We start from the raw sequence: 22,150 nt of genomic DNA, 5'->3' as shown, positions 1-22,150 counted from the left end.
TAATGGCTAATATATATATTGTAAGTTAGCACTCAGAAGTGAAGAGTGCTGATAAAGACTAGCAACTTACGTCTAAGGAGGAATATACAATGTTAAAACCGTTAGGAGATCGCGTCGTTATCCGCGTATTGGAACAAGAAGAAAAAACTGCAAGCGGTATCTTTTTACCGGACACCGCTAAAGAAAAACCGAGTCAGGGTGAAGTCATCGCCGTCGGTTCGGGCAAGCTTCTGGATGACGGGAAACGCCTTGCATTGGATGTTAAAGTTGGCGATAAAATCATTTTCTCGAAATATGCCGGTACGGAAGTCAAATTCGAAGGCACCGATTATTTAATCGTCAGCGAACGCGACATTCTGGCTATTATCTAATAGATTACAACTACTGAAAAACTACTGATCTTTTATATAGGAGTGTGTTAAAGATGGCAAAACAGATTTTGTTCAATGAAGATGCACGTCGTGCTCTCGGCAAAGGCGTCGACGCTTTGGCCAATGCCGTAAAAGTTACCTTGGGGCCTAAAGGCCGCAACGTCGTTCTCGATAAAAAATTCGGGGCTCCGACGATCACCAACGATGGTGTTACCATCGCCCGCGATATCGAATTGGAAGATCCCTTTGAAAATATGGGCGCTCAGCTCGTCAAAGAAGTCGCTACCAAGACCAACGACGTAGCCGGTGACGGCACGACGACGGCTACGATCCTGGCTCAGGCTATGATCGAAGAAGGCATGCGCAACGTCGCTGCCGGTGCCAATCCGATGATCCTCAAACGCGGCATTGAAAAAGCTACGGCGAAACTCGTCGAAGAAATCAAGAAACGTTCGATCCCCGTTTCCGACAAAGCTTCCATCGCACAGGTAGCTTCCATTTCTGCCGGTGACGAAGAAGTCGGCGGCCTAATTGCAGACGCTATGGAAAAAGTCGGCAAAGACGGCGTCATCACCGTTGAAGAATCGAAGACCATGGGCACGCAGCTCTCCGTCGTCGAAGGCATGCAGTTCGACCGCGGCTACATCTCCCCGTACATGGTATCCGACCCGGATAAGATGGAAGCTGTTATGAGCGAACCGTACATCCTCATTACGGACCGCAAAATCGCTTCGATCCAGGAAATGCTCCCGGTCCTCGAAAAAGTCGTTCAGTCCGGCAAAGAACTGCTCATCATCGCTGAAGACGTCGAAGGCGAAGCCCTCGCTACCTTGGTCGTCAACCGCCTCCGCGGCACCTTCAAAGCCGTTGCTGTTAAGGCTCCGGGCTTCGGCGACCGCCGCAAAGCGATGCTTCAGGATATTGCAACCCTTACGGGTGCTACGGTCATCACAGAAGATGTGGGCCGTAAACTCGACAGCGTTACCATGGAAGACCTCGGCACGGCTCGCCAGGTCCGCGTAACCAAAGATGAAACGACGATCGTTGAAGGCCACGGCGATGCTCAGGCCATCAAAGAACGCGTAGCTCAGATCAAATCTCAGATCGCTGACACGACGTCTGATTTCGATAAAGAAAAACTCCAGGAACGTTTGGCTAAGATGTCCGGTGGTGTCGCTGTCATCGAAGTCGGCGCTGCTACGGAAGTCGAATTGAAAGATAAGAAATATCGCCTCGAAGATGCCCTCAACGCTACTCGCGCAGCTGTTGAAGAAGGTATCGTATCGGGCGGCGGCACGACGCTCATCGACATCCTCCCGGCCCTCGACGAATTCAAAGAAGAAGGCGACATTCAGACCGGTATCAACCTCGTCAAACGCGCTGTTGAAGCTCCGCTCCGTCAGATCGCTGAAAACGCCGGCCTCGAAGGCTCGGTCATCGTCGCTCAGGTCAAAGCATCTGAAGACGGCGTAGGCTTCAATGCCCTTAAAGAAGAATATGTCGATATGGTTAAAGCCGGTATCGTCGATCCGGCCAAAGTAACCCGTACGGCTCTTCAGAATGCAGCTTCCATCGCAGCTCTCGTCCTCACGACGGAAACCTTGGTTGCTGACAAACCGGAACCGGCTCCGGCAGCTCCGGCAGCACCGGCCGGTATGGGCGGCATGCCCGGCATGATGTAAGATCGTCCGGTTAGAATACACTGACTGTACTCTCCTTAAAGAAACCTGTCTCATGGCAGGTTTCTTTTTTTTGCATACCAAACAATCTTGACTTTTACAGGGACGGCGAGTACCATAAAGAAGTTCAATTTTGCAAAAAAAGGAGGACTCTCATGCTTCGCACTATTCCTTTAAAATATGTACTGCCCCTCTTAGGGCTTACCGTATCGGCCTTTATTTTCAATACATCGGAATTCATGCCCATCGGGCTGCTCATCGATATTTCCCAGTCCTTCGGGATGACCGAGGATCAGACGGGCATCATGATTACCATCTACGCCTGGATGGTGGCCTTATTGTCCCTGCCGCTGATGCTGGTACTCTACCGCATTGAACTGCGGAAACTCTTATTGGCGACGCTCAGCGTCTTTGCGCTAGGGCAATTCCTGTCGGGGATTGCCGTCAACTATCCCATGCTGGTCGCGGCCCGTATCCTGGTCGCCTGTGCCCACTCCGTTTTCTGGTCCATTGCGGCGCCCATGGCGGCCCGCTTAGTCACCAGGGTACATCGGCCCCTGGCCCTGAGCATGATCATTACCGGCTCGTCCGTAGCCATGATCTTCGGCCTTCCCTTGGGGCGGGTCATCGGCCTTTATGCCGGTTGGCGCATGACCTTTGTCAGCATCACCGTCGTGGCCTTGTTGGTTTTGGTCTACTTGTTCCGTTTCGTCCCGTCCCAGCGCAGCCATTCGTCTTTTTCGCGGGACGAATTGCCGCGACTCTTAAAAAATCCTCTCGTCGTCAGCGTCTACTTGATCTCCGTCCTGTTTGCGACGGCCTATTTTACCGTTTACAGCTATATCGAACCTTTCTTGAAGCTGGTAGCGCAGTTCAGTGCTGACGGCATTACGTCGACGCTCATGCTCCTCGGCGTCAGCGGCCTCCTGGGCAGCTATATTTTCTCTCATTTTTACAATCACTACCGCTACGGCATCATCCGCCTGGGCTTCATCGGCCTGGTCCTGATGCTCGCCTTGTGGCAGCTGGCGTCGTCGCAATGGGAATGGATGCTGGCCGTCTGCCTGATGTTAGGCTGCTCGTCGACTTTGTTTAATGTAACCTTCCAGGCCGAACTCATTCGACAGGTCCCGTCGGGAGCGACGCCGGTTGCCATGTCCATCTTTTCCGGTATCTTCAACGTCGGCATCGGATTGGGAACCTGGATCGGCGGCCGGACCATGGCCTACGGCTTCTTGCCTTATATCGGTTACGTCGGAGCCGGCATCGGATTGTTGGCCTTGCTCTATTGCTTCATTGCCTACTTTCACTTCCTGGGCCGTCCCGATCCGGCCCTTCGTGAAGCGGGAAGGGGAAGTTTGTGAAATTTATAAAAAAAGTACTTGCTTTTTCTATGGAGTTCTAGTATAATAACACTTGTTCCGGTCGGAGCGGCCGAAATGAGTTATTCCTCAATAGCTCAGTTGGTAGAGCAATCGGCTGTTAACCGATTTGTCGTAGGTTCGAGTCCTACTTGAGGAGCCATGGCCCCTTGGTCAAGTGGTCTAAGACATCGCCCTTTCACGGCGAGAACATGGGTTCAAATCCCGTAGGGGTCACCACACCGATAAAGAGTTGTCTCATTGAGATGACTCTTTATTTTTTTGCCAATATGTTACAGAATCAGCACATATCGTTAAAATATTTTTGATATTTATAATTTAGCATAATAAAAATCTAATTATGTAAAATTAATAAGGGAAAATCCTTAATATATAAACATACGTCTCTTGTAAAAAGACTTAGAGGACGTAACTCTCTTGACGATAGACAGGTGAAAGCGTATAGTAAAGATAGCAAAAACGCATTATTATAAATTAAAAGGAGGGACGCTGCCTTTGCAGCAAACAACATGAGTGAACAACAAGTAACCCTACAAATGATCCAAGAAGCCCAGGAGAGGCTGAAAGGAGTCGCCCAAAAGACGGGACTGTCGTACAGCAATTCTGTCAGTGATCTGGCAGGCTGTAAAGTCTTTTTAAAACTGGAAAATCTCCAGCGGACCGGTTCCTTTAAACTGCGCGGTGCCTATAATAAGGTTGCATCGCTGACGCCGGCAGAACGGGAAAAAGGCGTCATTGCAGCCTCAGCCGGCAACCACGCCCAAGGCGTCGCCCTGGCAGCCAGTGAATACGGCTGTCAGTCGGTCATCTGCATGCCGAAACATGCGCCCTTGAGTAAGATTGCGGCCACCAAAGGCTATGGAGCCAACGTCGTCCTTCACGGCGACTTCTTTGATGAAGCGGCAGCTAAAGCCGTTGAATTGACAGCTGAACACGGCTACACCTTCGTCCATCCCTTCAACGATCCGGAAGTCATTGCCGGCCAGGGGACGATTGCCCTTGAAATCATGGAACAGCTGTCCGATGTCGATGCCATCGTAGCCCCCATTGGCGGCGGCGGCCTCATTTCCGGCCTGGCCGTAGCGGCTAAGAGCGTCAATCCGAAAATCAAGGTCATCGGCGTCCAGACGGAAAACATGCCGTCCATGAAAGTTTCCCTTGAAAACGGCCAAGCCATTGCCTATAACGGAAAAGCAACCTTAGCCGATGGGATTGCCGTTAAGGTGCCCGGCGATTTGACCTTCTCCATCTGTCAGAAATATGTCGATGAAGTCGTCACTGTCGATGAATCGGAAATCGCCAGTGCCATCCTGATCCTCCTCGAACGAGGCAAGACCGTTGCCGAAGGGGCCGGTGCCGTACCGGTCGCAGCCCTCATGAACGGCAAGATTTCCGGCATCCGCAATAAGAAGGTCGCAGCCTTGGTAAGCGGCGGCAACATCGATGTCAACAACATGACCCGGGTCATCAATCAAGGCCTCATCCGCTCGCAGCGCAAAATCTTTTTCCAGACCATCATTCCCGACGTTCCCGGCGAATTGGTCAAGCTCCTGTCGATCATTGCCGATACGAGTGCCAACGTCCTCTCCATTACTCATGAACGGAGCCAGCACGGCATCAGCATGGGTACGACGGCGGTTTCGCTGGAATTGGAAACGGCCAATGAAAAGCACGTTGAAAAGCTGATGAATGTCCTTCGCGACAATCATTACTTCGTCATGATGAAATAAGGAGGAAATTGAAATGGAAGACCATAAAGAAGGGGCGCAGAACTTAGAACGGGGCTTAAAGCCCCGTCATGTTGAAATGATCGCCCTTGGCGGGACTATCGGCGTCGGCTTGTTCATGGGATCGGCCAATACGATTCAAATGGCAGGGCCGTCAGTCCTCATCTGTTATGCCGTAACCGGCGTCGTCATGTTCTTTATCATGCGTATCATGGGTGAAATGCTCTATCAGGAACCGGTCACCGGCTCTTTTGCAACTTACGGCCACAAGTATATCAGCCCCTTTATCGGCTACCTTACGGCCTGCTCTTATTGGTTCTTGTGGGTCGCCGTCGGCCTCTCGGAAGTCACGGCCGTCGGCATTTACGTCCACTATTGGTTCCCCTTGCTGCCCCAGTGGATATCGGCCCTGGCCGGGATGGCCGTCGTCGCCGTTGCCAACATGGCGGCTGTCAAGTATTACGGGGAATTTGAATTCTGGTTCGCCCTCATCAAAGTCGTCACCATCATCGTCATGCTCATCGTCGGCGGTGCCGTCATCCTCTTTGGTTTCGGCAATGCCGGCGTTGCCGTCGGTTTCAGCAACCTTTGGGAACACGGCGGTTTCATGCCTAACGGCTGGGGCGGTATGCTGGCTGCTATGTGCGTCGTTGCGGCGGCCTTCCAGGGCGTCGAACTGGTAGGCATTACGGCCGGGGAGGCTCAAAATCCGAAACATACTTTAAAACGAGCTGTTAATAATATCGTTTGGCGTATTCTTATTTTCTATATCGGCTCGATTTTCGTCATTCTCTGTATCTATCCTTGGAACGAAGTCAGCTACATCGGCAGCCCCTTCGTCATGACCTTCGCTAAGGTCGGTATTTCATCGGCCGCAGCCATCATCAACTTCGTCGTTCTCACGGCAGCCCTTTCCGGCTGTAACAGCGGCATGTACAGCTCGGCCCGCATGATTTATACGTTAGCGCAGAACGGACAGGCTCCGAAATGCTTCTTGAAACTGTCGAAATCCGGCGTTCCCCGCAACGGCATCAGTGTTACCATCATCGTCTTGTTTATCGGCGTTATCTTGAACTATCTGATTCCGAATTCGAAGCTCTTCCTCTATTTATACAGCGCCTCCGTCTTCCCCGGCATGGTCGCCTGGTTCGTCCTGGCCTATGCCCAGAAGAACTTCCGCAAGGCCTGGGGCCCGGAAGTCATGGCTAAGCACGAATTTAAATCGCCCCTCTATCCGTATTCCAACTACTTCTGCATCCTGTTCCTGGTCCTGGTCACCATCGGCATGCTCTATAATCCCGATACGCGGATGTCCATCTTCTCGTCGTGGGTCTACATGGCAGCCGTCATCATCGCCTGGTTCGCCTGCGGCCTGAACAAGAAGAAGTACGATCAAGACGGTCATCTGATCAAGAACGATGAAGAACCGTAAGGCGTTGTCTAATGGCTAACATATCGCTTTTTTATGGCGATTAAGGTATAATAAAGATGATAATTCATTCTAAAGGAGATGCATTTACATGGCAGTACAAGTTATCAGCACAACCAAGGCTCCCGGTGCCGTAGGACCTTATTCTCAGGCTATTAAAGCCGGTGACTTCCTCTTTGCGTCCGGCCAGATCGCTATCGACCCGGAAAAAGGCAAAGTCGTTGCCGGAACGGTCGTCGGACAGGCTGAACAGTGCATGAAGAACGTCGGCGCTATCTTGGAAGAAGCCGGTCTCAGCTACGATAATGTCGTCAAGACGACGGTATATCTGACGGATATCAATTTCTTTGGCGCCGTCAATGAAGTCTATGGCAAATATTTCCAGAAGACCCTGCCGGCTCGGTCTTGCGTCGAAATCAGCCATCTTCCCAAAGACGTCTTCGTCGAAGTCGAAGTCATCGCTTACTGCGGAAAATAAGGCCTTATTTCTGCACCGTCGAAGAAGGTTCTTTTCGCAGTGTTGAACGGTGTAAGTCATTTAAAATAGTGGTGCATTCTCATGGCACCACTATTTTTTTTTACGGATTGTTTGGCAGAAAGCCAACAATTTTAATCGTTGGATGAATGCTGTTTGTAGATAGTATATTTTATTTTATCTACAAACATGCTATAATATAAACATGGAAACGATATATTTTAGAACAAAAACCACCGTGTCATTCATCAACTATCATTTTGTATTCTGTCCAAAATATCGGCGTAAAATATTTCTTATTCCACGGGTGGAAGAACGTTTTAAAGAACTAACTCGACAGAAATGCGAGGAACTCAAAATCGAAATTCTCGCGATGGAGTGCCATATTGACCATGTTCATCTTTTTTTGAAATGCTGGCCGAAGCAGTCGCCTGCCGAAATTATGAAGGAGATAAAAGGAGCTTCTTCTCATGTTCTTCGTAACGAATTTCCAAAACTGAAAGGGATGTCCAGCCTTTGGACAAGAAGTTATTTCGTTTCGACTGCTGGCAATGTCAGTAGCGATACTATCAGGTGGTATATTGATACGCAGAAAACAAGGGGGTGAGTTGCAATGATAAAGACCTACAAGTTTAAGCTTTATGCCGCAAAACGCAATAAAAAACTTCATCGGCAGATTAATGCCGCAGGTCTTGCCTACAATCATTGCATCGCCCTCCATAAGCGATACTGGCAGCTATATCATAAGTTGCTGAACAAGTTTGCTTTGCAGAAGCACTTAACGAAGCTCAAGAAACTTGAGCGGTTTAGTTATCTTAAAGAAATAGGTTCACAGGCATTGCAGGATGTCACTGACCGTATCGATAGAGCGTACAATCTCTTCTGGACAAATCTCGACAATAAACGTAAGACCGCACCGCCAGGTTTTAAGAAAGTCTGCAAGTACAAGTCTTATACGCTCAAGCAAGCTGGCTGGAAGCTTGATGAGGGGCATGGCACAGTCTACATAGCCAAACAGAAGTACCGCTACTTCAAGAGCCGCAACATCGAAGGCAGAATCAAGACACTTACGGTTAAGCGGGACACTTTGGGAGACATTTATCTCTACTTCGTCTGTGAACAAAAAATTACAGAAGTTAAACTACGAACAGGTAAAAGCGTCGGGTTCGATTTCTGCTTTAAAGATAAAATGCTCGTTGCTCCGGATGAGGAAAATGATATTGCCGCGCCATCCTTCTTTCAGAAGAACCAGAAGGCTATCCGTACGGCCTGTCGAAATCTGTCGCGCCGTCAACTCTGCTCGAAGAATCGTCAGGAGTATCGTAAAGTATTAGCACGGCTCTATCGCAAACAAGCGAATCAGCGCAGAGATTTCCACTTTAAACTCGCGAAAGAGCTATGTCAGAAGTATGCGGTTATCTGTCTTGAAAGTCTCAGCATGAAGGCTATGCAGCAAGGTCACGGGAAAAAAGTCAACGACTACGGCTTTGCTGCGTTCGAGAATATCCTAGAATATGTCGGCCGTCAGATGGGAACGAAAATTATTAAGGTAGATACATTTTATCCGTCCAGTCAGATTTGTCATGACTGTGGCTACCAAAACAAAGAAGTTAAGAATATTCGTGTCTCTGAATGGACTTGCCCTTCCTGCGGAATCCATCACGACCGAGACCGCAATGCGGCTAGAAATATTTTGTCAGAAGGTCTGAGGCTACTAACAGCATAAATTTGTATACGGGTGGGACATCATCCGTTAGGAGAGAGAACGTAAGACCATCGCGAGATGCGCAGTTTTCGCTCGTATCCTAGAATCCCTCGGCTTTAGCCGTGGGAGTATGTCAATCGATTAGAATCCCCTTTCATAGCATCCGAGGCTGCTGCTAAATCTATAACGGGATTCATACGATGGCCGGGTTGAGTAAGGGCCATCAAGAGGAGGAATCTGTATGGAACAACATAAAGAACAGTCGGTAGATGCAAAGACAAAGCCCTTGACCGGTGTCCGTGTCCTCGATATGACCCATGCCTACAGCGGACCCTTTTGTACCATGCATCTGGCCGATCAGGGGGCTGAGGTCATTAAGCTGGAAGTGCCGGGAAAGGGGGATCAGTCCCGTGGCTGGGCCCCTTTTAAAAATGGCGCCAGCGGGTATTATGCCTATATCAACCGCAATAAGTTTGGCCTGACCCTCAATCTGAAAACGGAAGAGGGCAAAGAGATTTTCAAAAAATTAATCAAAGAAGTCGATGTCCTTTGTGAAAACTTCCGCGTCGGTACCCTGGAAAAATTGGGACTCGGTTATGAGGTCTTAAAAGACATCAATCCGTCCTTGATTTACGCTTCGATTTCAGGTTTTGGTTTGGAAGGTCCGGAAGCGGAACTCCCCAGTTATGATCTCATCGCCCAGGCTATGGGCGGACTCATGAGCATGACCGGTGAACAGGACCATATGTATAAAGTAGGATCGTCCATTGCCGACAACTATTCCGGGACCTATTTGTCCCTGGCTATCGTCATGGCCTTATTCCAGCGGGAACGGACCGGCATGGGGCGGCGTGTCGATGTTTCTATGCTGGATACGATTTTCTCTATTTTAGAAACGGGAGCCCTGTCCTACGAACTGAACGGAGATATTGTAGAAGCCGTAGGCAACCGAAATCTGTCCGTGACTCCCTGTGATATTTTTAAAGCAGCCGACGGGCAATTTGCCCTGGTCTGCGGGACCCAGCGCTTTTGGCGGTCTTTGTGTCAGATTATGGGAAAACCGGAGCTGGCCGATGACCCGCGATTTGCCGATAATAAACTGCGCTGCGAACATTATCCAGACGAATTGAAACCGATTATTGAAGGCTGGAGCCGGCAGCACACGCTGGATGAACTGGAAACGAAGCTCTCCGATGCCGAAATCCCCTTTGGCCGCATTGCCGATACCAAGGGGGTGTGCGAAAACCCGGTCATAAAACGGCGCCATATGCTGTGGGATATTGACGATCCTGCCATTGGGGAGACGATTTCCGTGCCGGGGACGCCCATCAAAATCCATGGCTGCGAGGATAGGGCCTTTCGTCCGGCACCGACCTTGGGGCAGCATACCGACGATATCCTCAAAGAGATAGTCCATCTGACAGAGGAAGAGATTGCCCGCCTTCATGAAGAAGGAGTTATTTAAGAGAAGGGACGGTCTTTAGAGATTTTTTCACCTCATAGCAGGAAATCAACCTCTTTATGTCTAATATTTATAGTATAATAGATATATAAGACGACACACGTGCCGTTTTCTTTTAAAGGAGTGATACTATATGGCAAAACGTACTGCATCCGATATTATGGAAAAAGCTTTTATCACGGCAAGCCCGGAAACGTCTGTGTTTGACTTGGTCAATCTGTTCGTCAAGAATCACATCACGGCCATTCCTATCATCAATGACAAGAAAGAACTGGTCGGGATCGTAACCGACGCCGATTTACTGTACAAGAAAGTAAAGCCCCACGTTCCGCATTACGTCAATTTGCTCGGTGCCAGCATCTATTACAACGGTATCAGCGAATATGACAAGGGCTTTAAGAAACTTTTGGCCTGCACGGCTCGCGACATGATGACCAAAGACGTCATCATTGCAGCACCCGATGCCGATGTCGAACAGATTGCCGGCGTCATGGTAGCCGAACACTTGAAGGTCATTCCTATTGTTGAAGAAAAACACATTGTCGGCATCGTTACGCGCGGCAATATTCTCGATGAATTGTACCGTGAATACGGCGAAGATTAAAAGGGGGAGAAGAAGATGACGGAAGACATGAAGAAAGACTCATTGCCCGTCGAAGAAGAAACTGTCGAAACCGTTGAACCGGTTGAAACAGCAGCGGAAAAACCGGCCGTCCTCGTTCGGGATGTCATGGAAAAGGTATTCGTATCGGTCACGCCGGATACGCCCATTCGCGACGTATTTCGCCTTTTTATCAAACATCGCCTCCTGGCCGTACCGGTCGTCGACGAAAACAGCCATCTCATCGGCCTCATTTCCAGTGCCGACCTCATGTATCGCAGCTCGAAGCCGCATATTCCTCGCCTGCCTTTCATGGGCACCAAAGTGTATACCAACCGCATTTGTAAGTACGTCAAGGAATTTAAAAACCTCCTCGATCAGCCCTGTAAGAAGCTGATGACCAAAGACGTCATGATCGCCACGCCTAAAGCCGATATCGAACAGGTCGCCGCCGTCATGGTCATTGAACACTTGAAAATCCTGCCCGTCGTCGACAACCATCGCGTCGTCGGCATGATTACCCGGGCCTGCATCTTAAAGGATTTGTATCGGGAATGGAAGTAATCGCCTCCTTTGTGGCTAGGCATGGACGCTGTCCTGTGGTATAATTATATGATCTTATCATTTAGGCAGCTGTGCTGCTAAAAAAGTCATTCACGAGGAGGCCATAATGGATACCAAAGAACTCGTTATCGTCGTCGATTTTGGGGGTCAATACAACCAGCTCATCGCACGGCGCGTCCGCGAAAATCACGTATATTGTGAGGTATACCCTTATCATAAAGCCGTTGCAAAAATCAAAGAACTTCAGCCCATAGGCGTCATCTTTACGGGTGGCCCCGGCAGTGTCTATGAAGAAAATGCACCGAAGATCGAAGCCGAAGTCTTCCAGCTCGGCACGCCTGTTCTCGGCCTCTGCTACGGCATGCAGTTCATGGCCCAAACCTTAGGCGGTGAAGTCCAGCATGCGACCATGCGGGAATTCGGCAAGACGGAAATCGACGTCAATACGGCATCGCCCTTATTCAAAGGCCTTCAGGAAAAAGAAGTCGTTTGGATGAGTCACCAGGACTACGTCGCCTCCATTCCCGAAGGCTTTGAAGTCGTAGCCCATACGGCGAACTGCCCGGTCGCTGCCATGCAGAATCCGGCGAAAAAACTCTATGCCATGCAGTATCATCCGGAAGTGCTCCACACGGAACACGGCAAGGAAATGATCCATAATTTCCTCTTCGAAGTCTGCGGCTGCACCGGCTCGTGGACCATGGCCAACTACGCCAAGACGGCCATTGCCTCCATTAAAGAAACAGTCGGCGACGGCAAAGTCGTCCTGGCCCTCTCCGGCGGCGTCGACAGCTCGGTGGCTGCGGCCCTCATTTCTAAGGCCGTCGGCAGTCAGCTGACCTGCATCTTCGTCGATCACGGCCTCCTTCGCAAGAACGAAGGCGACGAAGTCGAAAACGCTTTTAAAGACAGCGGCATGAACTTCATCCGCGTCGATGCGTCGGATCGCTTCCTTTCTAAACTGGAAGGCGTCAGCGATCCCGAACGGAAGCGGAAAATCATCGGTGAAGAATTTATCCGCGTCTTTGAAGACGAAGGACGTAAAATCGGATCCGTCGACTTCCTGGCGCAGGGGACGATTTACCCCGACGTCATCGAATCCGGTGCCGGCGATGCAGCCGTCATCAAGAGCCACCACAACGTCGGCGGCCTTCCGGCTGTCGTCGATTTCAAAGGCCTCATCGAACCCCTTCGCAACCTCTTTAAAGACGAAGTCCGCGAACTCGGGGCTGAACTGGGCCTTCCCGAATACCTCGTATGGCGCCAGCCTTTCCCGGGTCCGGGCCTGGCTATCCGCGTCATGGGTGAAATCACCAAAGACAAACTGGATATCCTCCGCGATGCCGATGCCATCTTCCGCGAAGAAATCGCCAATGCCGGCATGCAGCGCGACATCAACCAGTACTTTGCTGTCCTCACCAATAACCGCTCCGTCGGCGTCATGGGCGACTTCAGAACCTATGACTACACACTGGCCCTGCGCGGCGTCACGACGACAGACTTCATGACGGCTGATTGGGCCCGCATTCCTTACGATGTCCTCGATAAAATCTCGAGCCGTATCGTAAACGAAGTAGACCACATCAACCGCATCGTCTACGATATTACCAGTAAACCGCCTGCAACCATTGAATGGGAATAAAATAATAGCAACCCTCATAAATCGCAACGTGAAGCGATTTGTGAGGGTTCTTTTTTTATTGAAAGTTCTCAAAGTGAACCGACAGTAGTCAGCCTTTTGTGGGAAAGTTTTTCTTTTATACTATAAAAACTTTATTTTAAAGTATTTTTTTGAAGTATACTAGCAAAAAGTGTTGATGAACAGGGATGATCTTATCAAAATATCCCGAAGGCTATCGTTGTTCGGAAGCCGTACTTGAACTAAAACTTGAACATGAAACAGCCGTTTACGCACTGTGACGTAAACGGCTGCTGTTATTTTGGATAGAGTTTTTCATTATCCTGATTTATGGGGAAGGGTAAGAATATTATTCGATGTCCAAATCGGCCGTGACCTGATAGTAATCGCAGGCATGGGAGGTATAGTTCTTGACGTTTTTCTTGGAAATCATGCTCATCTTCAGGAAAGAACAGAAGACGAAGGCGTTATCGTCAAGGACGGTCTGCTGCATCTGGACGGCCAGGGCGGCGCGTTTGGCCGGGTCGAATTCTTGACTCAGTTGTTCTTCCAGGGCATCCAACTTGGCGCTGTGGTATTTTCCCTGGTTCTTGGTGGCATGGCTTACGGCAAATACGGTGAACCAGTACTCCGGGTCCCCCGTAGGAGCCTGGACGTTGGCCATGGCATAGACATCCCATTTCTTCGGATCTTTGACGACTTGGTTGTTATCGGCTGTATTATTGATATCGACGGCTATGCCGATATCTTTTAGCGTGGATTGGGCCGATTCGGCCAACAGCGGCAGTTCTTGACGACTCGGATAGGTCAGCCATTTTACGACCAGTTTCTTGCCGTTCTTCTCACGGATTCCATCGCCATCGGTGTCTGACCAGCCGGCTTGTTCCAGCACTTTCTTGGCCCCTTCCGGATCGTAGGTTTCGGTCGTTACCTTATCGCCGCCAAAGGCAGAGCCTGCCGGGAATACGCCGTTCGCCGGGAATCCGTTTCCTTCCAACAGTTTGTCGACGAAACTTTTCTTGTCGATCCCCATGGCAATGGCCTTGCGGACAGCCGGATCGGCGCAGACTGAATCGGGATCGAAATTCATCTTGCCGAAGAAACAGCGGGACGTAGAAATCTGGGAGATATTGTACTGATCATTTTGGAAGAGGGGGTAGCTTTCATAAGCCATGCCGTAGGCCGCCTGCACTTCACCGGACTGGAGGGCATTGGCCAGGGTGTTGCCGTCGGTAATGGTGCGGATGGTAATCTTATCCAGCTTCGGCGTGCCGCCCCAATAGTTGTCATTTTTCTTGAGGGTCAGATGGTCGTCGGTCTTTAAATCGGTCGCGATATACGGACCCGTACCGGCTACGATTCCATTTTCAAACCCGGCGTCGACATCGATGATACAGCCATAGGGATCGCCGAGATAATTGAGCAGGGCCGGTTTCGGTTCTGTCGTCCTGATGATGAGTTCTTGCCCCTTTGCTTCAATAGAAGCAATCTTCAAGTCCTGTTGGGCTCGTTTGTTGTTGGCAATCAGATGTTCCAGACACTGTTTGACGGCAGCGGCATCCATTACACGGCCGCTGGAAAATTTGACATTGTCACGAAGGGTCAGTTTCCATGTCAAGGGATCGGTGTTTTCCCACTTGACCGCCAACCAAGGCTGGAGCTCCATGTCATCGGAGTACTTGACCAGGGTCTCACCGATGCCGTAGCGGATACAGGCCCAGCCGGCGTAGGCGTTGTGGGGGTTGACGTCGGGTTCTTCATTGGAGCTGTTGAAGGTCGTGTCGCCAATTGTCAGTACCTTATTTCCGCTGCCACCTCCGGCCGAATCATTGCCGCAGCCGGTAATGGCACCGACGCACAGCAGGGCACCGATCATCAGGGCTGCCAGTTTCTTCCATTTCATTGCATTTCCTCCTTATAGTACGCTGTCTATGAGCTTCTTCGTATAGTCCTGCTGCGGATGGCGAATTACCTCCTCCGTCGTTCCCGTTTCTATGATATTTCCGTCGTGCATGACGATGACCCGGTCGCAGAAGTCTTGAACCAGGGCGATATCATGAGAAATGAAGAGATAAGACATCTTCAATTCCTTCTGCAGTTCATCGAGGAGGGACAGGATGTCGGCCTGTACGGTTACATCCAGGGCCGACGTGGCTTCATCGAGAATCAACAGCTTAGGCTGAATGGCCAGGGCCCGGGCGATGGCCGCTCTCTGGCATTGACCGCCGCTGACCTCATGAGGATACCGGTCGGCAAAGGCTGTCTCGAGGCCGCAGCGTTCCAAGAGGCGCTGACATTCTGCTGCGGCGTCTTTTTTGGACCGGCCGTGATTGCGCAGGCCTTCGGTGATGCCGTCTCCTAGCGTCTGGCGAGGATCGAAGCTTTCCACGGGCATCTGAAAGACCATCTGTATTTTCCCGTAGGCCTGCCGCAGTTTTCTGCCGGAAGCTTTCGTAATATCTTGGCCCTCCAGGATGATGCTTCCGGAGGTCGCATCGAGCAGCCGTGTCACCATCTTCGCCACCGTTGTCTTGCCGCTGCCGCTTTCACCGATGATGGCCACCTTTTCTCCTTCGCCGACGGAAAAGGTCACATCATCGACGGCCGGAAAATCGTTCCCATCGGCAGCGGTAAAAATTTTGCGGAGGTGCTCTACGCGTAACAGTTCTTCCATCATTTACCTCCTTAACTTCGGCACGGCGGCCAGCAGTTTTTTCGTATAACTTGTCCGGGGATGTTGTAAGATCTCCTGTACGTCTCCGTATTCCACCATCTGGCCATCCTTCATAATCAGCATCGTGTCCGCCATGGCCTTAATGACGCCGATATTGTGGGTAACGAGCAGAATGGCGGTGCCAAACAGTTTCCTCGCCAGCAGCATTTCCTCGATGACCTGTTTTTGTACCGTAACATCTAAGGCCGAAGTGGGCTCATCGGCCAAAAGGACTTTCGGTTTCAGGAGCATGGCCGCCGCCACGCCCACACGCTGCTGCATGCCGCCGGAGAGTTCAAAGGGATAGCTGTCTAAAATACGCCGGGGGTCCGTAAAGCCTAATTTTGTCAGCAGGTCTTGGGCCTGCGTTTCTACGGCCTTTTTATCCGTATAGCCGTGAGCTGCCATCATTTCTCGGATTTGCGCCCGTATCGTTCGAATGGGGATAAAGGAAGTTCCGGCAGTCTGAAAAATCATGGCGATCTCCGGTCCGCAGAGGACCTGCATGTCCCTTTCCGAAAGGTCCGTCAGGTTCTTTCCCTGATACCAGATGTCGCCGCGGGTGACGAGGCCGTCTCTGCCTAACAGGCCCATAGCAGCCTTCAATAACGTTGACTTTCCACTGCCGCTTTCGCCGGCAATGCCGAGGATTTCTCCGGCTTGAAGGTCAAAGCTGACATCTTGGACGACCCGCCTTCCGTTATAACTGATATCTACCTGATCATATCGTATGATGCCGCTCATCCTTACCTCCGATTCTTTGGGTCCAGCCAGTCACGGACGGTATCCCCAAGCAGATTGAAAACCATAACCGACACAAAGATGGCCACGCCGGGAGACAGGGTTACCCAAGGATGAGTCGCCAAGAGATTACGGGTATCACTCATCATGCTGCCCCACTCGGGAATCGGCGGCTTTGCGCCCAGTCCCAGAAAAGAAAGCCCGGCTAATTCCATCATCATCGTGCCGATATCGAGCATGGCCGTGATCAATATGGGACCTGAAATATTTGGAATGACATGCTTGTAAATCATTTGAAATGTACTGTTTCCTGCCATTTTAGCGGCCTGCATATAGGTTGCCGATTGCTGGGCCAGGGCCTGACTGCGGGCCAGACGAGCATATTTAGGCCAGCTGATGGCCGCCAGGGCCAAGATGGCGTTATGGACACCGCCGCCTAATACAGCGGCAACGGCTAAGGCAAAGACCAGGCCGGGGAAGGCCAGAAACATATCGGCCAGACGCATGAGCAGTGTATCGATCCATTTTCCCGACCAGGCACAGACAATGCCGATGAGACTGCCAAACACGGTAATAAAACCGACCAATAGGAGGGTAGAAAAAATACTCGTATAGCTGCCGGCTATGATCCTTGAGAACATATCGCGGCCGAAACGGTCGGTACCCAACAGATGTTCGGCAGAGGGCGCTGCCTTGGCAATGGCCAGATTCTGTTCATACGGGTCATACGGACACAGGGATTCGCTGAAAAAGGCAGCGGCAATCAGTAATAAAGCCAAAATCGAGAAGGCAATCAGTTTATATTTGAGCCGGTCCTTTTTCACGGTCTGAATTCGTACCGTAACGTCGTTCACTTGCGGCTCACCCCCAGCCGGATACGCGGATCCAGATGATGATACAGCAGATCGGCTATCAGATTGACCACGACATAGATAATCGCCATCCACATGACATAAGCCTGAATCAACGGATAGTCACGCATATTGATGGCATCTACGGCCAGCTTGCCGACGCCATCCCACATAAAGATGCTTTCGATAATGGCCGTACCGCCCAAAAGGCTGCCGATCGACAAGGTTAACAGGGTCATAATGGTCAGCATGGCGGACTTCATGACATTCTTCCAAAGAATAACCTTACGGCTGACCCCACGGGCCTTGGCCCCCAACACATAATCCTTATTGAGCTCTTCCAGTACGGTAGAACGGACCTGCCGCAAATACTTCGCCGACATGGCAATGGCCAGGGTCATCGTCGGCATGATGGTGCTCTGCCAATCCGTGCCGCCGGAGATGACCGGCAAGAGGTTCAATTGGATGCCTAGCAACTGCATCAACAGCATGGCCACAAAGAAATTCGGCATGGCATTGCCGATAAAGCTGAAAAAGCGCAGGATCAAATCTTCCGCTTTATTGTGACGGACCGCTGCCAAAATGCCTAAGGGCAGGGAAATCACTACCGTCAGCAATATCGATAGTGTCGTCAGCAATATCGTCGCCGGCAGCTTTCGCAGAAAGGATTCCAGCACGGGCTCGCCCGTCACATAGCTCATACCCATATTTCCGTGCAGCATCGCTTGAAGCCAGGAAAGATACTGCCGGAAGAAGGGCAGATTCAATCCCAGCTCGGCTTTTCTGGCATCGATGATTTCTTGGGCCACCTCTACGCCGCGGTTGGTATACATTTCCGTTACGGCATCACTGCCTGCCATATACATCAGCAGGAAGGACAGGAAGGTGATCCCAAACAGAATGGGAATCAACTGTAGGAAACGCTGCAGTGTATAATTCAACATGTCTCATCCTTTCTTCGTTTTCTTCATAACTTTAATAATACATTAAAAAATGTATACATATAAGCCCTATTGGGGGATATTGGACGATGATAATTGCAGATTAAGCCTTACATTCAAAGATTTGATGACGAAAGAATGGCAAATTGATTTGTTAATGACTGTTTTTTGAAAACTTCTTTTAGTATCGGCATTTTCCCGAGGGATGATAAAAACATTCTTTATTATCCCCATAGGGGGCTTATAAATTTTTATTATATTCGATAAACTAATAACAGTGAATGATATGAATGGAAAATTTTTAAAGCCCTACCGACGAAGGATTTCGGAGGTTGCGGCAGGAGGGCGTAGGAGACCGATTAATATGGCGACAAATAATATGAAATATAATGAAGACATCGATACGTATGGTGAGCTGAATCGCGAAATCGAGGCCTATTGGGACTCGCGCAGCGATGATTTCAGCAAGACGAGACGAAAAGAACTGGAAGGTCCCAGTGCGGAAGCTTGGAGGGGACTGCTTAAGGAAAAACTTCCTCAGGGACAGAAACTTCGTATTCTGGATATCGGAACCGGTGCCGGCTTCTTTGCCATCTTATTAGGGAAAATGGGACACGCCGTGACGGGTATCGATATGTCGGGGGCCATGCTCCATGAGGCGAAGATCAATGCCCTGGCCTATGGCGTGGCAGCCAAGTTTCAGAAGATGAATGCTCAAGAGCTTGATTTCGAATCGGAGTCCTTCGATGTCGTCATCAGCAGAAATCTCACCTGGACCCTGCCCGATGCGATGGCGGCCTATCAGGAATGGCATCGCGTATTGAAGCCACAGGGCTTACTGTTGAACTTTGACTCCGATTACGGGCAGGAAACCTTTTCAAAGAAAGACAATCAAGAACATGTCCATGCCAATATCAACCAAGAACTTATCGACACCTGCAACAACATCAAAGACGCTGTCCGCATCAGTAATCATCGTCGCCCGGACTGGGATATACAGTATCTGAAAAGTCTTGGCATGGAAGTGGATGCGGAAGCCAATATAGCGCCGCGCGTGCACAATGATCCCGATATGCAGTACGATGATGTTCCACTGTTTGCCATCGCTGCAAAGAAATTATTTCATGCTGATAATCTTTACTAATCGGCCATGACGACGGCGCCGTCTGAGCGACAAGTGATTCAGGCTGCGCGACATTTGTGGGGACGATTGATGTAAGAAAGGGCCGAATACAGTATCTCTCCGAACGGGGACTGAAACACTTTAAAGCCAACATACTTTTGCTGGTTGATTATGACCGTTAAGACACCCATCCCCGTAGGAGACGGAACACTTTTGTAATGGCCGGTACAATTTTCTTTGCTTTGGGTAAGAACTTGAATCCCCAAGGTGGGCTGTGATGGCTTTTCTTGGGGATTTGTTCTGTTTGGCCCTTCGTTGCGGTGCAGTGGTTTGACAAGGTGCAGCGAAAAAAGTATACTTGAGATAAGTCAAGGTAATACTGATTTTGTCTGACCTTTGGAAAACCTATTTCAGGGTCAAAAAACCCGTAGGTTTGAAAATTTTCAAAATGGCTACAAATGGCGTAACGAAGCGGATAGACGGCACTGCCTGATTTTTATTTTTCACCCGGGTACCTGAAAAAGGCCAAAAAAGCCTTAGGTTTGAAAAAATCGCCTGTGAGCCCAGTCAGGGAGCGGGTACTGAGGGATAGAGTCAGCGTACCAAAATCCCCGTAAGGGGACTGAAACGCCGCAACTGGTTTTTCGTTTTTACGTCGTTTATCCACGTCAGCGTACCAAAATCCCCGTAAGGGGACTGAAACAAATCTATGTTTCTTATAAATGCTTTGCGTTCGCGCGTGTCAGCGTACCAAAATCCCCGTAAGGGGACTGAAACTGATAATCAAAGATCTTGTAGATAATACGATTCGAGGTCAGCGTACCAAAATCCCCGTAAGGGGACTGAAACAACGGCCAACAAATCTAAATAAATACAGTAGCATAGTAAGTCAGCGTACCAAAATCCCCGTAAGGGGACTGAAACTTTAACAGTATTTAATACATCTATTCCTTTATCTATAGCAGTCAGCGTACCAAAATCCCCGTAAGGGGACTGAAACGATTGCAACCCTGGATTTAAACCAGACTGCGTCGTCGGTGTCAGCGTACCAAAATCCCCGTAAGGGGACTGAAACAGCCGTAAAACGAATTGTTCTTCTTGGATTCAATAATGTCAGCGTACCAAAATCCCCGTAAGGGGACTGAAACTCACGACATCTTCCGTCGTTGTCGTATTCTGTTTCGCCAGGTCAGCGTACCAAAATCCCCGTAAGGGGACTGAAACGTTTGGGCGTTATGCCCGTTCGGATGCCAGTCGTAGCGAGTCAGCGTACCAAAATCCCCGTAAGGGGACTGAAACGATGATTACGAGAAAAGCTTTATCGAGCAGAACGCCGAGTCAGCGTACCAAAATCCCCGTAAGGGGACTGTTTTAAGGCGTGAAAAAGCCATGGATTTATGCTTTTTTCATAGATCCATGGCTTTTCTATTGGCTGTATTCTATTCTCATGATGTTTTTTCAAAAATGGCGGACTCTGTTTTATTGTATAAACAAATCTCTCCCACAACAGTGGCAAACTGTTGCTTCTGGGCGGCTATATTCCCCACAATATGGGCATTTATGGAAGCCATTTCTAGCTTTTCCTCTATCGTTAGGTTTTATTTTTAAGCTATGAATCATTGCTATTATCCACAAGGTATCACTATAGATAAACCATTTAGCAAAACTTCTACCCTTACGATAGGCAATATTTGATGGAATTAACGCGAGTAGTGCAGTTAAAAAATAAATTGCACTAGCTTCGCTGTCGGAACCGGACAACAAAAATGATGGCAATATGGCTCCAAAGAAAATACCCATGAGATTGTTCATAAGATAATGTGTCTGTGTTGAAATGGTCAATGTTATCGCCTCTTGTTATATATATCATCATATATAGTATACGATAAAATCATAAAAATATCTATTTCAAAATGAAGTACCAATGGAATAAATTTGCTGCCGCCTGGGATTATAGCACCTATATTCAAGCGTTAAGACTCAGTTTGGCCTCTTATGGATTTACTCAAGAAGTTAAGAACTAAAATTCCAGATTTAGTTAGACTCTTTTTTAGAAAAAGGAGGTAATCCATAGGGGGGGACTGAGACTCTTATGAAGCTTTCGCCAAACAAGCTTAGCTAGCCATGTCATATTACCGATTTCTCCGCAAGGAGGAAAAGGACGTATTCTTAATCAATCTATTTTGATTCACTAGGATGTTGTGTTACTGGAATTCCCGAGATGGGCTGTGATGGCTTTTCTTGGGGATTTGTTCTGTTTGGCCCTTCGTTGCGGTGCAGTGGTTTGACAAGGTGCAGCGAAAAAAGTATACTTGAGATAAGTCAAGGTAATACTGACTTTGCCTGACCTTTGGAAAACCTATTTCAGGGTCAAAAACCCCGTAGGTTTGAAAATTTCCAAAATGGCTACAAATGGCGTAACGAAGCGGATAGACGACACTGCCTGATTTTTATTTTTCACCCGGGTCCCCCGAAAAGGCGAAAAAAGCCTGAGGTTTGAAAAAATCGCCTGTGAGCCCAGTCAGGGAGCGGGTACTGAGGGATAGAGTCAGCGTACCAAAATCCCCGTAAGGGGACTGAAACGGGACGTGCTTGAATCCGTTGAGGTCCGACAGGAAGTCGCGTCAGCGTACCAAAATCCCCGTAAGGGGACTGAAACGTTTGGGCGTTATGCCCGTTCGGATGCCAGTCGTAGCGAGTCAGCGTACCAAAATCCCCGTAAGGGGACTGAAACACTACGAAGATGT

Annotated in this window: 19 protein-coding genes, 2 tRNA genes and 1 CRISPR repeat array; of the genes, 15 read left to right on the top strand and 6 right to left on the bottom strand. The window is 49.5% G+C overall.

All coding sequences use genetic code 11. The features are described from left to right. Positions 1-89 precede the first annotated feature (89 nt). The 14 genes from groES (at position 90) to guaA (ending at position 13,037) form a co-directional block, all read left to right on the top strand. The gene (groES, locus tag TX77_RS01820; protein WP_044503120.1) at positions 90-371 is read left to right on the top strand and encodes a co-chaperone GroES; all 282 of its coding nucleotides are present in this window, start codon (positions 90-92) and stop codon (positions 369-371) included. A gap of 53 nt (positions 372-424) precedes the next feature. Beyond that, a complete protein-coding gene (gene groL, locus TX77_RS01815) occupies positions 425-2,053 on the top strand; it encodes a chaperonin GroEL (protein ID WP_044503119.1) in 1,629 nt (542 codons plus the stop codon). Positions 2,054-2,205: 152 nt separating this feature from the next. Then, the gene (locus tag TX77_RS01810) at positions 2,206-3,414 is read left to right on the top strand and encodes an MFS transporter (protein ID WP_044503118.1); all 1,209 of its coding nucleotides are present in this window, start codon (positions 2,206-2,208) and stop codon (positions 3,412-3,414) included. An 84-nt stretch (positions 3,415-3,498) separates the two neighbouring features. Next, positions 3,499-3,574, top strand: a tRNA-Asn gene (locus tag TX77_RS01805). A gap of 1 nt (position 3,575) precedes the next feature. Beyond that, positions 3,576-3,651, top strand: a tRNA-Glu gene (locus tag TX77_RS01800). 290 nt (positions 3,652-3,941) lie between these two features. Next, positions 3,942-5,162, top strand: a complete 1,221-nt coding sequence (gene ilvA / locus TX77_RS01795) for a threonine ammonia-lyase (protein WP_044503117.1) — start codon at positions 3,942-3,944, stop codon at positions 5,160-5,162. A gap of 13 nt (positions 5,163-5,175) precedes the next feature. Then, positions 5,176-6,591, top strand: a complete 1,416-nt coding sequence (locus TX77_RS01790) for an amino acid permease (protein ID WP_044503116.1) — start codon at positions 5,176-5,178, stop codon at positions 6,589-6,591. 88 nt (positions 6,592-6,679) lie between these two features. Beyond that, positions 6,680-7,066, top strand: coding sequence for a RidA family protein (locus tag TX77_RS01785; protein WP_044503115.1), 387 nt, complete (start codon positions 6,680-6,682; stop codon positions 7,064-7,066). 202 nt (positions 7,067-7,268) lie between these two features. Beyond that, positions 7,269-7,670, top strand: coding sequence for an IS200/IS605 family transposase (gene tnpA / locus TX77_RS13110; protein WP_071822278.1), 402 nt, complete (start codon positions 7,269-7,271; stop codon positions 7,668-7,670). A 6-nt stretch (positions 7,671-7,676) separates the two neighbouring features. Then, positions 7,677-8,789, top strand: a complete 1,113-nt coding sequence (locus TX77_RS01780; RefSeq protein ID WP_230198000.1) for an RNA-guided endonuclease InsQ/TnpB family protein — start codon at positions 7,677-7,679, stop codon at positions 8,787-8,789. Positions 8,790-9,009: 220 nt separating this feature from the next. Further along, positions 9,010-10,233 carry a CaiB/BaiF CoA transferase family protein gene (locus TX77_RS01775; protein ID WP_044503114.1) on the top strand — a complete coding sequence of 408 codons (1,224 nt, stop codon included), beginning with the start codon at positions 9,010-9,012 and terminating at the stop codon, positions 10,231-10,233. Between the two features lie 130 nt (positions 10,234-10,363). Further along, entirely contained in the window at positions 10,364-10,834 is a 471-nt protein-coding gene (locus tag TX77_RS01770; protein WP_044503113.1) for a CBS domain-containing protein, read from the top strand. A gap of 15 nt (positions 10,835-10,849) precedes the next feature. After that, the gene (locus tag TX77_RS01765) at positions 10,850-11,395 is read left to right on the top strand and encodes a CBS domain-containing protein (RefSeq protein WP_049917265.1); all 546 of its coding nucleotides are present in this window, start codon (positions 10,850-10,852) and stop codon (positions 11,393-11,395) included. A 106-nt stretch (positions 11,396-11,501) separates the two neighbouring features. Next, the gene (guaA, locus tag TX77_RS01760; protein ID WP_044503112.1) at positions 11,502-13,037 is read left to right on the top strand and encodes a glutamine-hydrolyzing GMP synthase; all 1,536 of its coding nucleotides are present in this window, start codon (positions 11,502-11,504) and stop codon (positions 13,035-13,037) included. A 346-nt stretch (positions 13,038-13,383) separates the two neighbouring features. Here guaA and TX77_RS01755 read toward each other — a convergent pair whose 3' ends face one another. The 5 genes from TX77_RS01755 to nikB are packed head-to-tail and all read right to left on the bottom strand — an operon-like array spanning position 13,384 to position 18,283. Further along, positions 13,384-14,937: an ABC transporter substrate-binding protein gene (locus tag TX77_RS01755; protein WP_044503111.1), complete on the bottom strand. Its 1,554-nt coding sequence runs from the start codon at positions 14,935-14,937 to the stop codon at positions 13,384-13,386. A 12-nt stretch (positions 14,938-14,949) separates the two neighbouring features. Beyond that, positions 14,950-15,708, bottom strand: a complete 759-nt coding sequence (locus TX77_RS01750) for an ABC transporter ATP-binding protein (protein ID WP_044503110.1) — start codon at positions 15,706-15,708, stop codon at positions 14,950-14,952. 3 nt (positions 15,709-15,711) lie between these two features. Beyond that, complete coding sequence (locus TX77_RS01745; RefSeq protein WP_044503109.1) at positions 15,712-16,491, bottom strand: ABC transporter ATP-binding protein; 780 nt, start codon at positions 16,489-16,491, stop codon at positions 15,712-15,714. Between the two features lie 2 nt (positions 16,492-16,493). Beyond that, a complete protein-coding gene (locus tag TX77_RS01740; RefSeq protein WP_044503108.1) occupies positions 16,494-17,342 on the bottom strand; it encodes an ABC transporter permease in 849 nt (282 codons plus the stop codon). Further along, positions 17,339-18,283: a nickel ABC transporter permease gene (nikB, locus tag TX77_RS01735; protein ID WP_044503107.1), complete on the bottom strand. Its 945-nt coding sequence runs from the start codon at positions 18,281-18,283 to the stop codon at positions 17,339-17,341. Before nikB ends, TX77_RS01740 begins: the two co-directional genes overlap by 4 nt. A 361-nt stretch (positions 18,284-18,644) precedes the next feature. On the opposite strand from nikB, the gene TX77_RS01730 reads away from it, so the two are divergent. Next, entirely contained in the window at positions 18,645-19,424 is a 780-nt protein-coding gene (locus tag TX77_RS01730; RefSeq protein ID WP_230197999.1) for a class I SAM-dependent methyltransferase, read from the top strand. A 572-nt stretch (positions 19,425-19,996) separates the two neighbouring features. Next, positions 19,997-20,776: a CRISPR direct-repeat array (repeat unit 36 nt; unit sequence GTCAGCGTACCAAAATCCCCGTAAGGGGACTGAAAC). A 106-nt stretch (positions 20,777-20,882) separates the two neighbouring features. Here TX77_RS01730 and TX77_RS13520 read toward each other — a convergent pair. Next, positions 20,883-21,245 carry a hypothetical protein gene (locus TX77_RS13520; RefSeq protein ID WP_154651840.1) on the bottom strand — a complete coding sequence of 121 codons (363 nt, stop codon included), beginning with the start codon at positions 21,243-21,245 and terminating at the stop codon, positions 20,883-20,885. Positions 21,246-22,150 lie beyond the last annotated feature (905 nt).

This window comes from Megasphaera massiliensis, from assembly GCF_000455225.1.
Taxonomy (GTDB): domain Bacteria; phylum Bacillota; class Negativicutes; order Veillonellales; family Megasphaeraceae; genus Megasphaera; species Megasphaera massiliensis.
The sequence above is the reverse complement of the archived record's forward strand: the minus strand, read 5'-3'. Positions and strand labels throughout refer to the sequence as shown.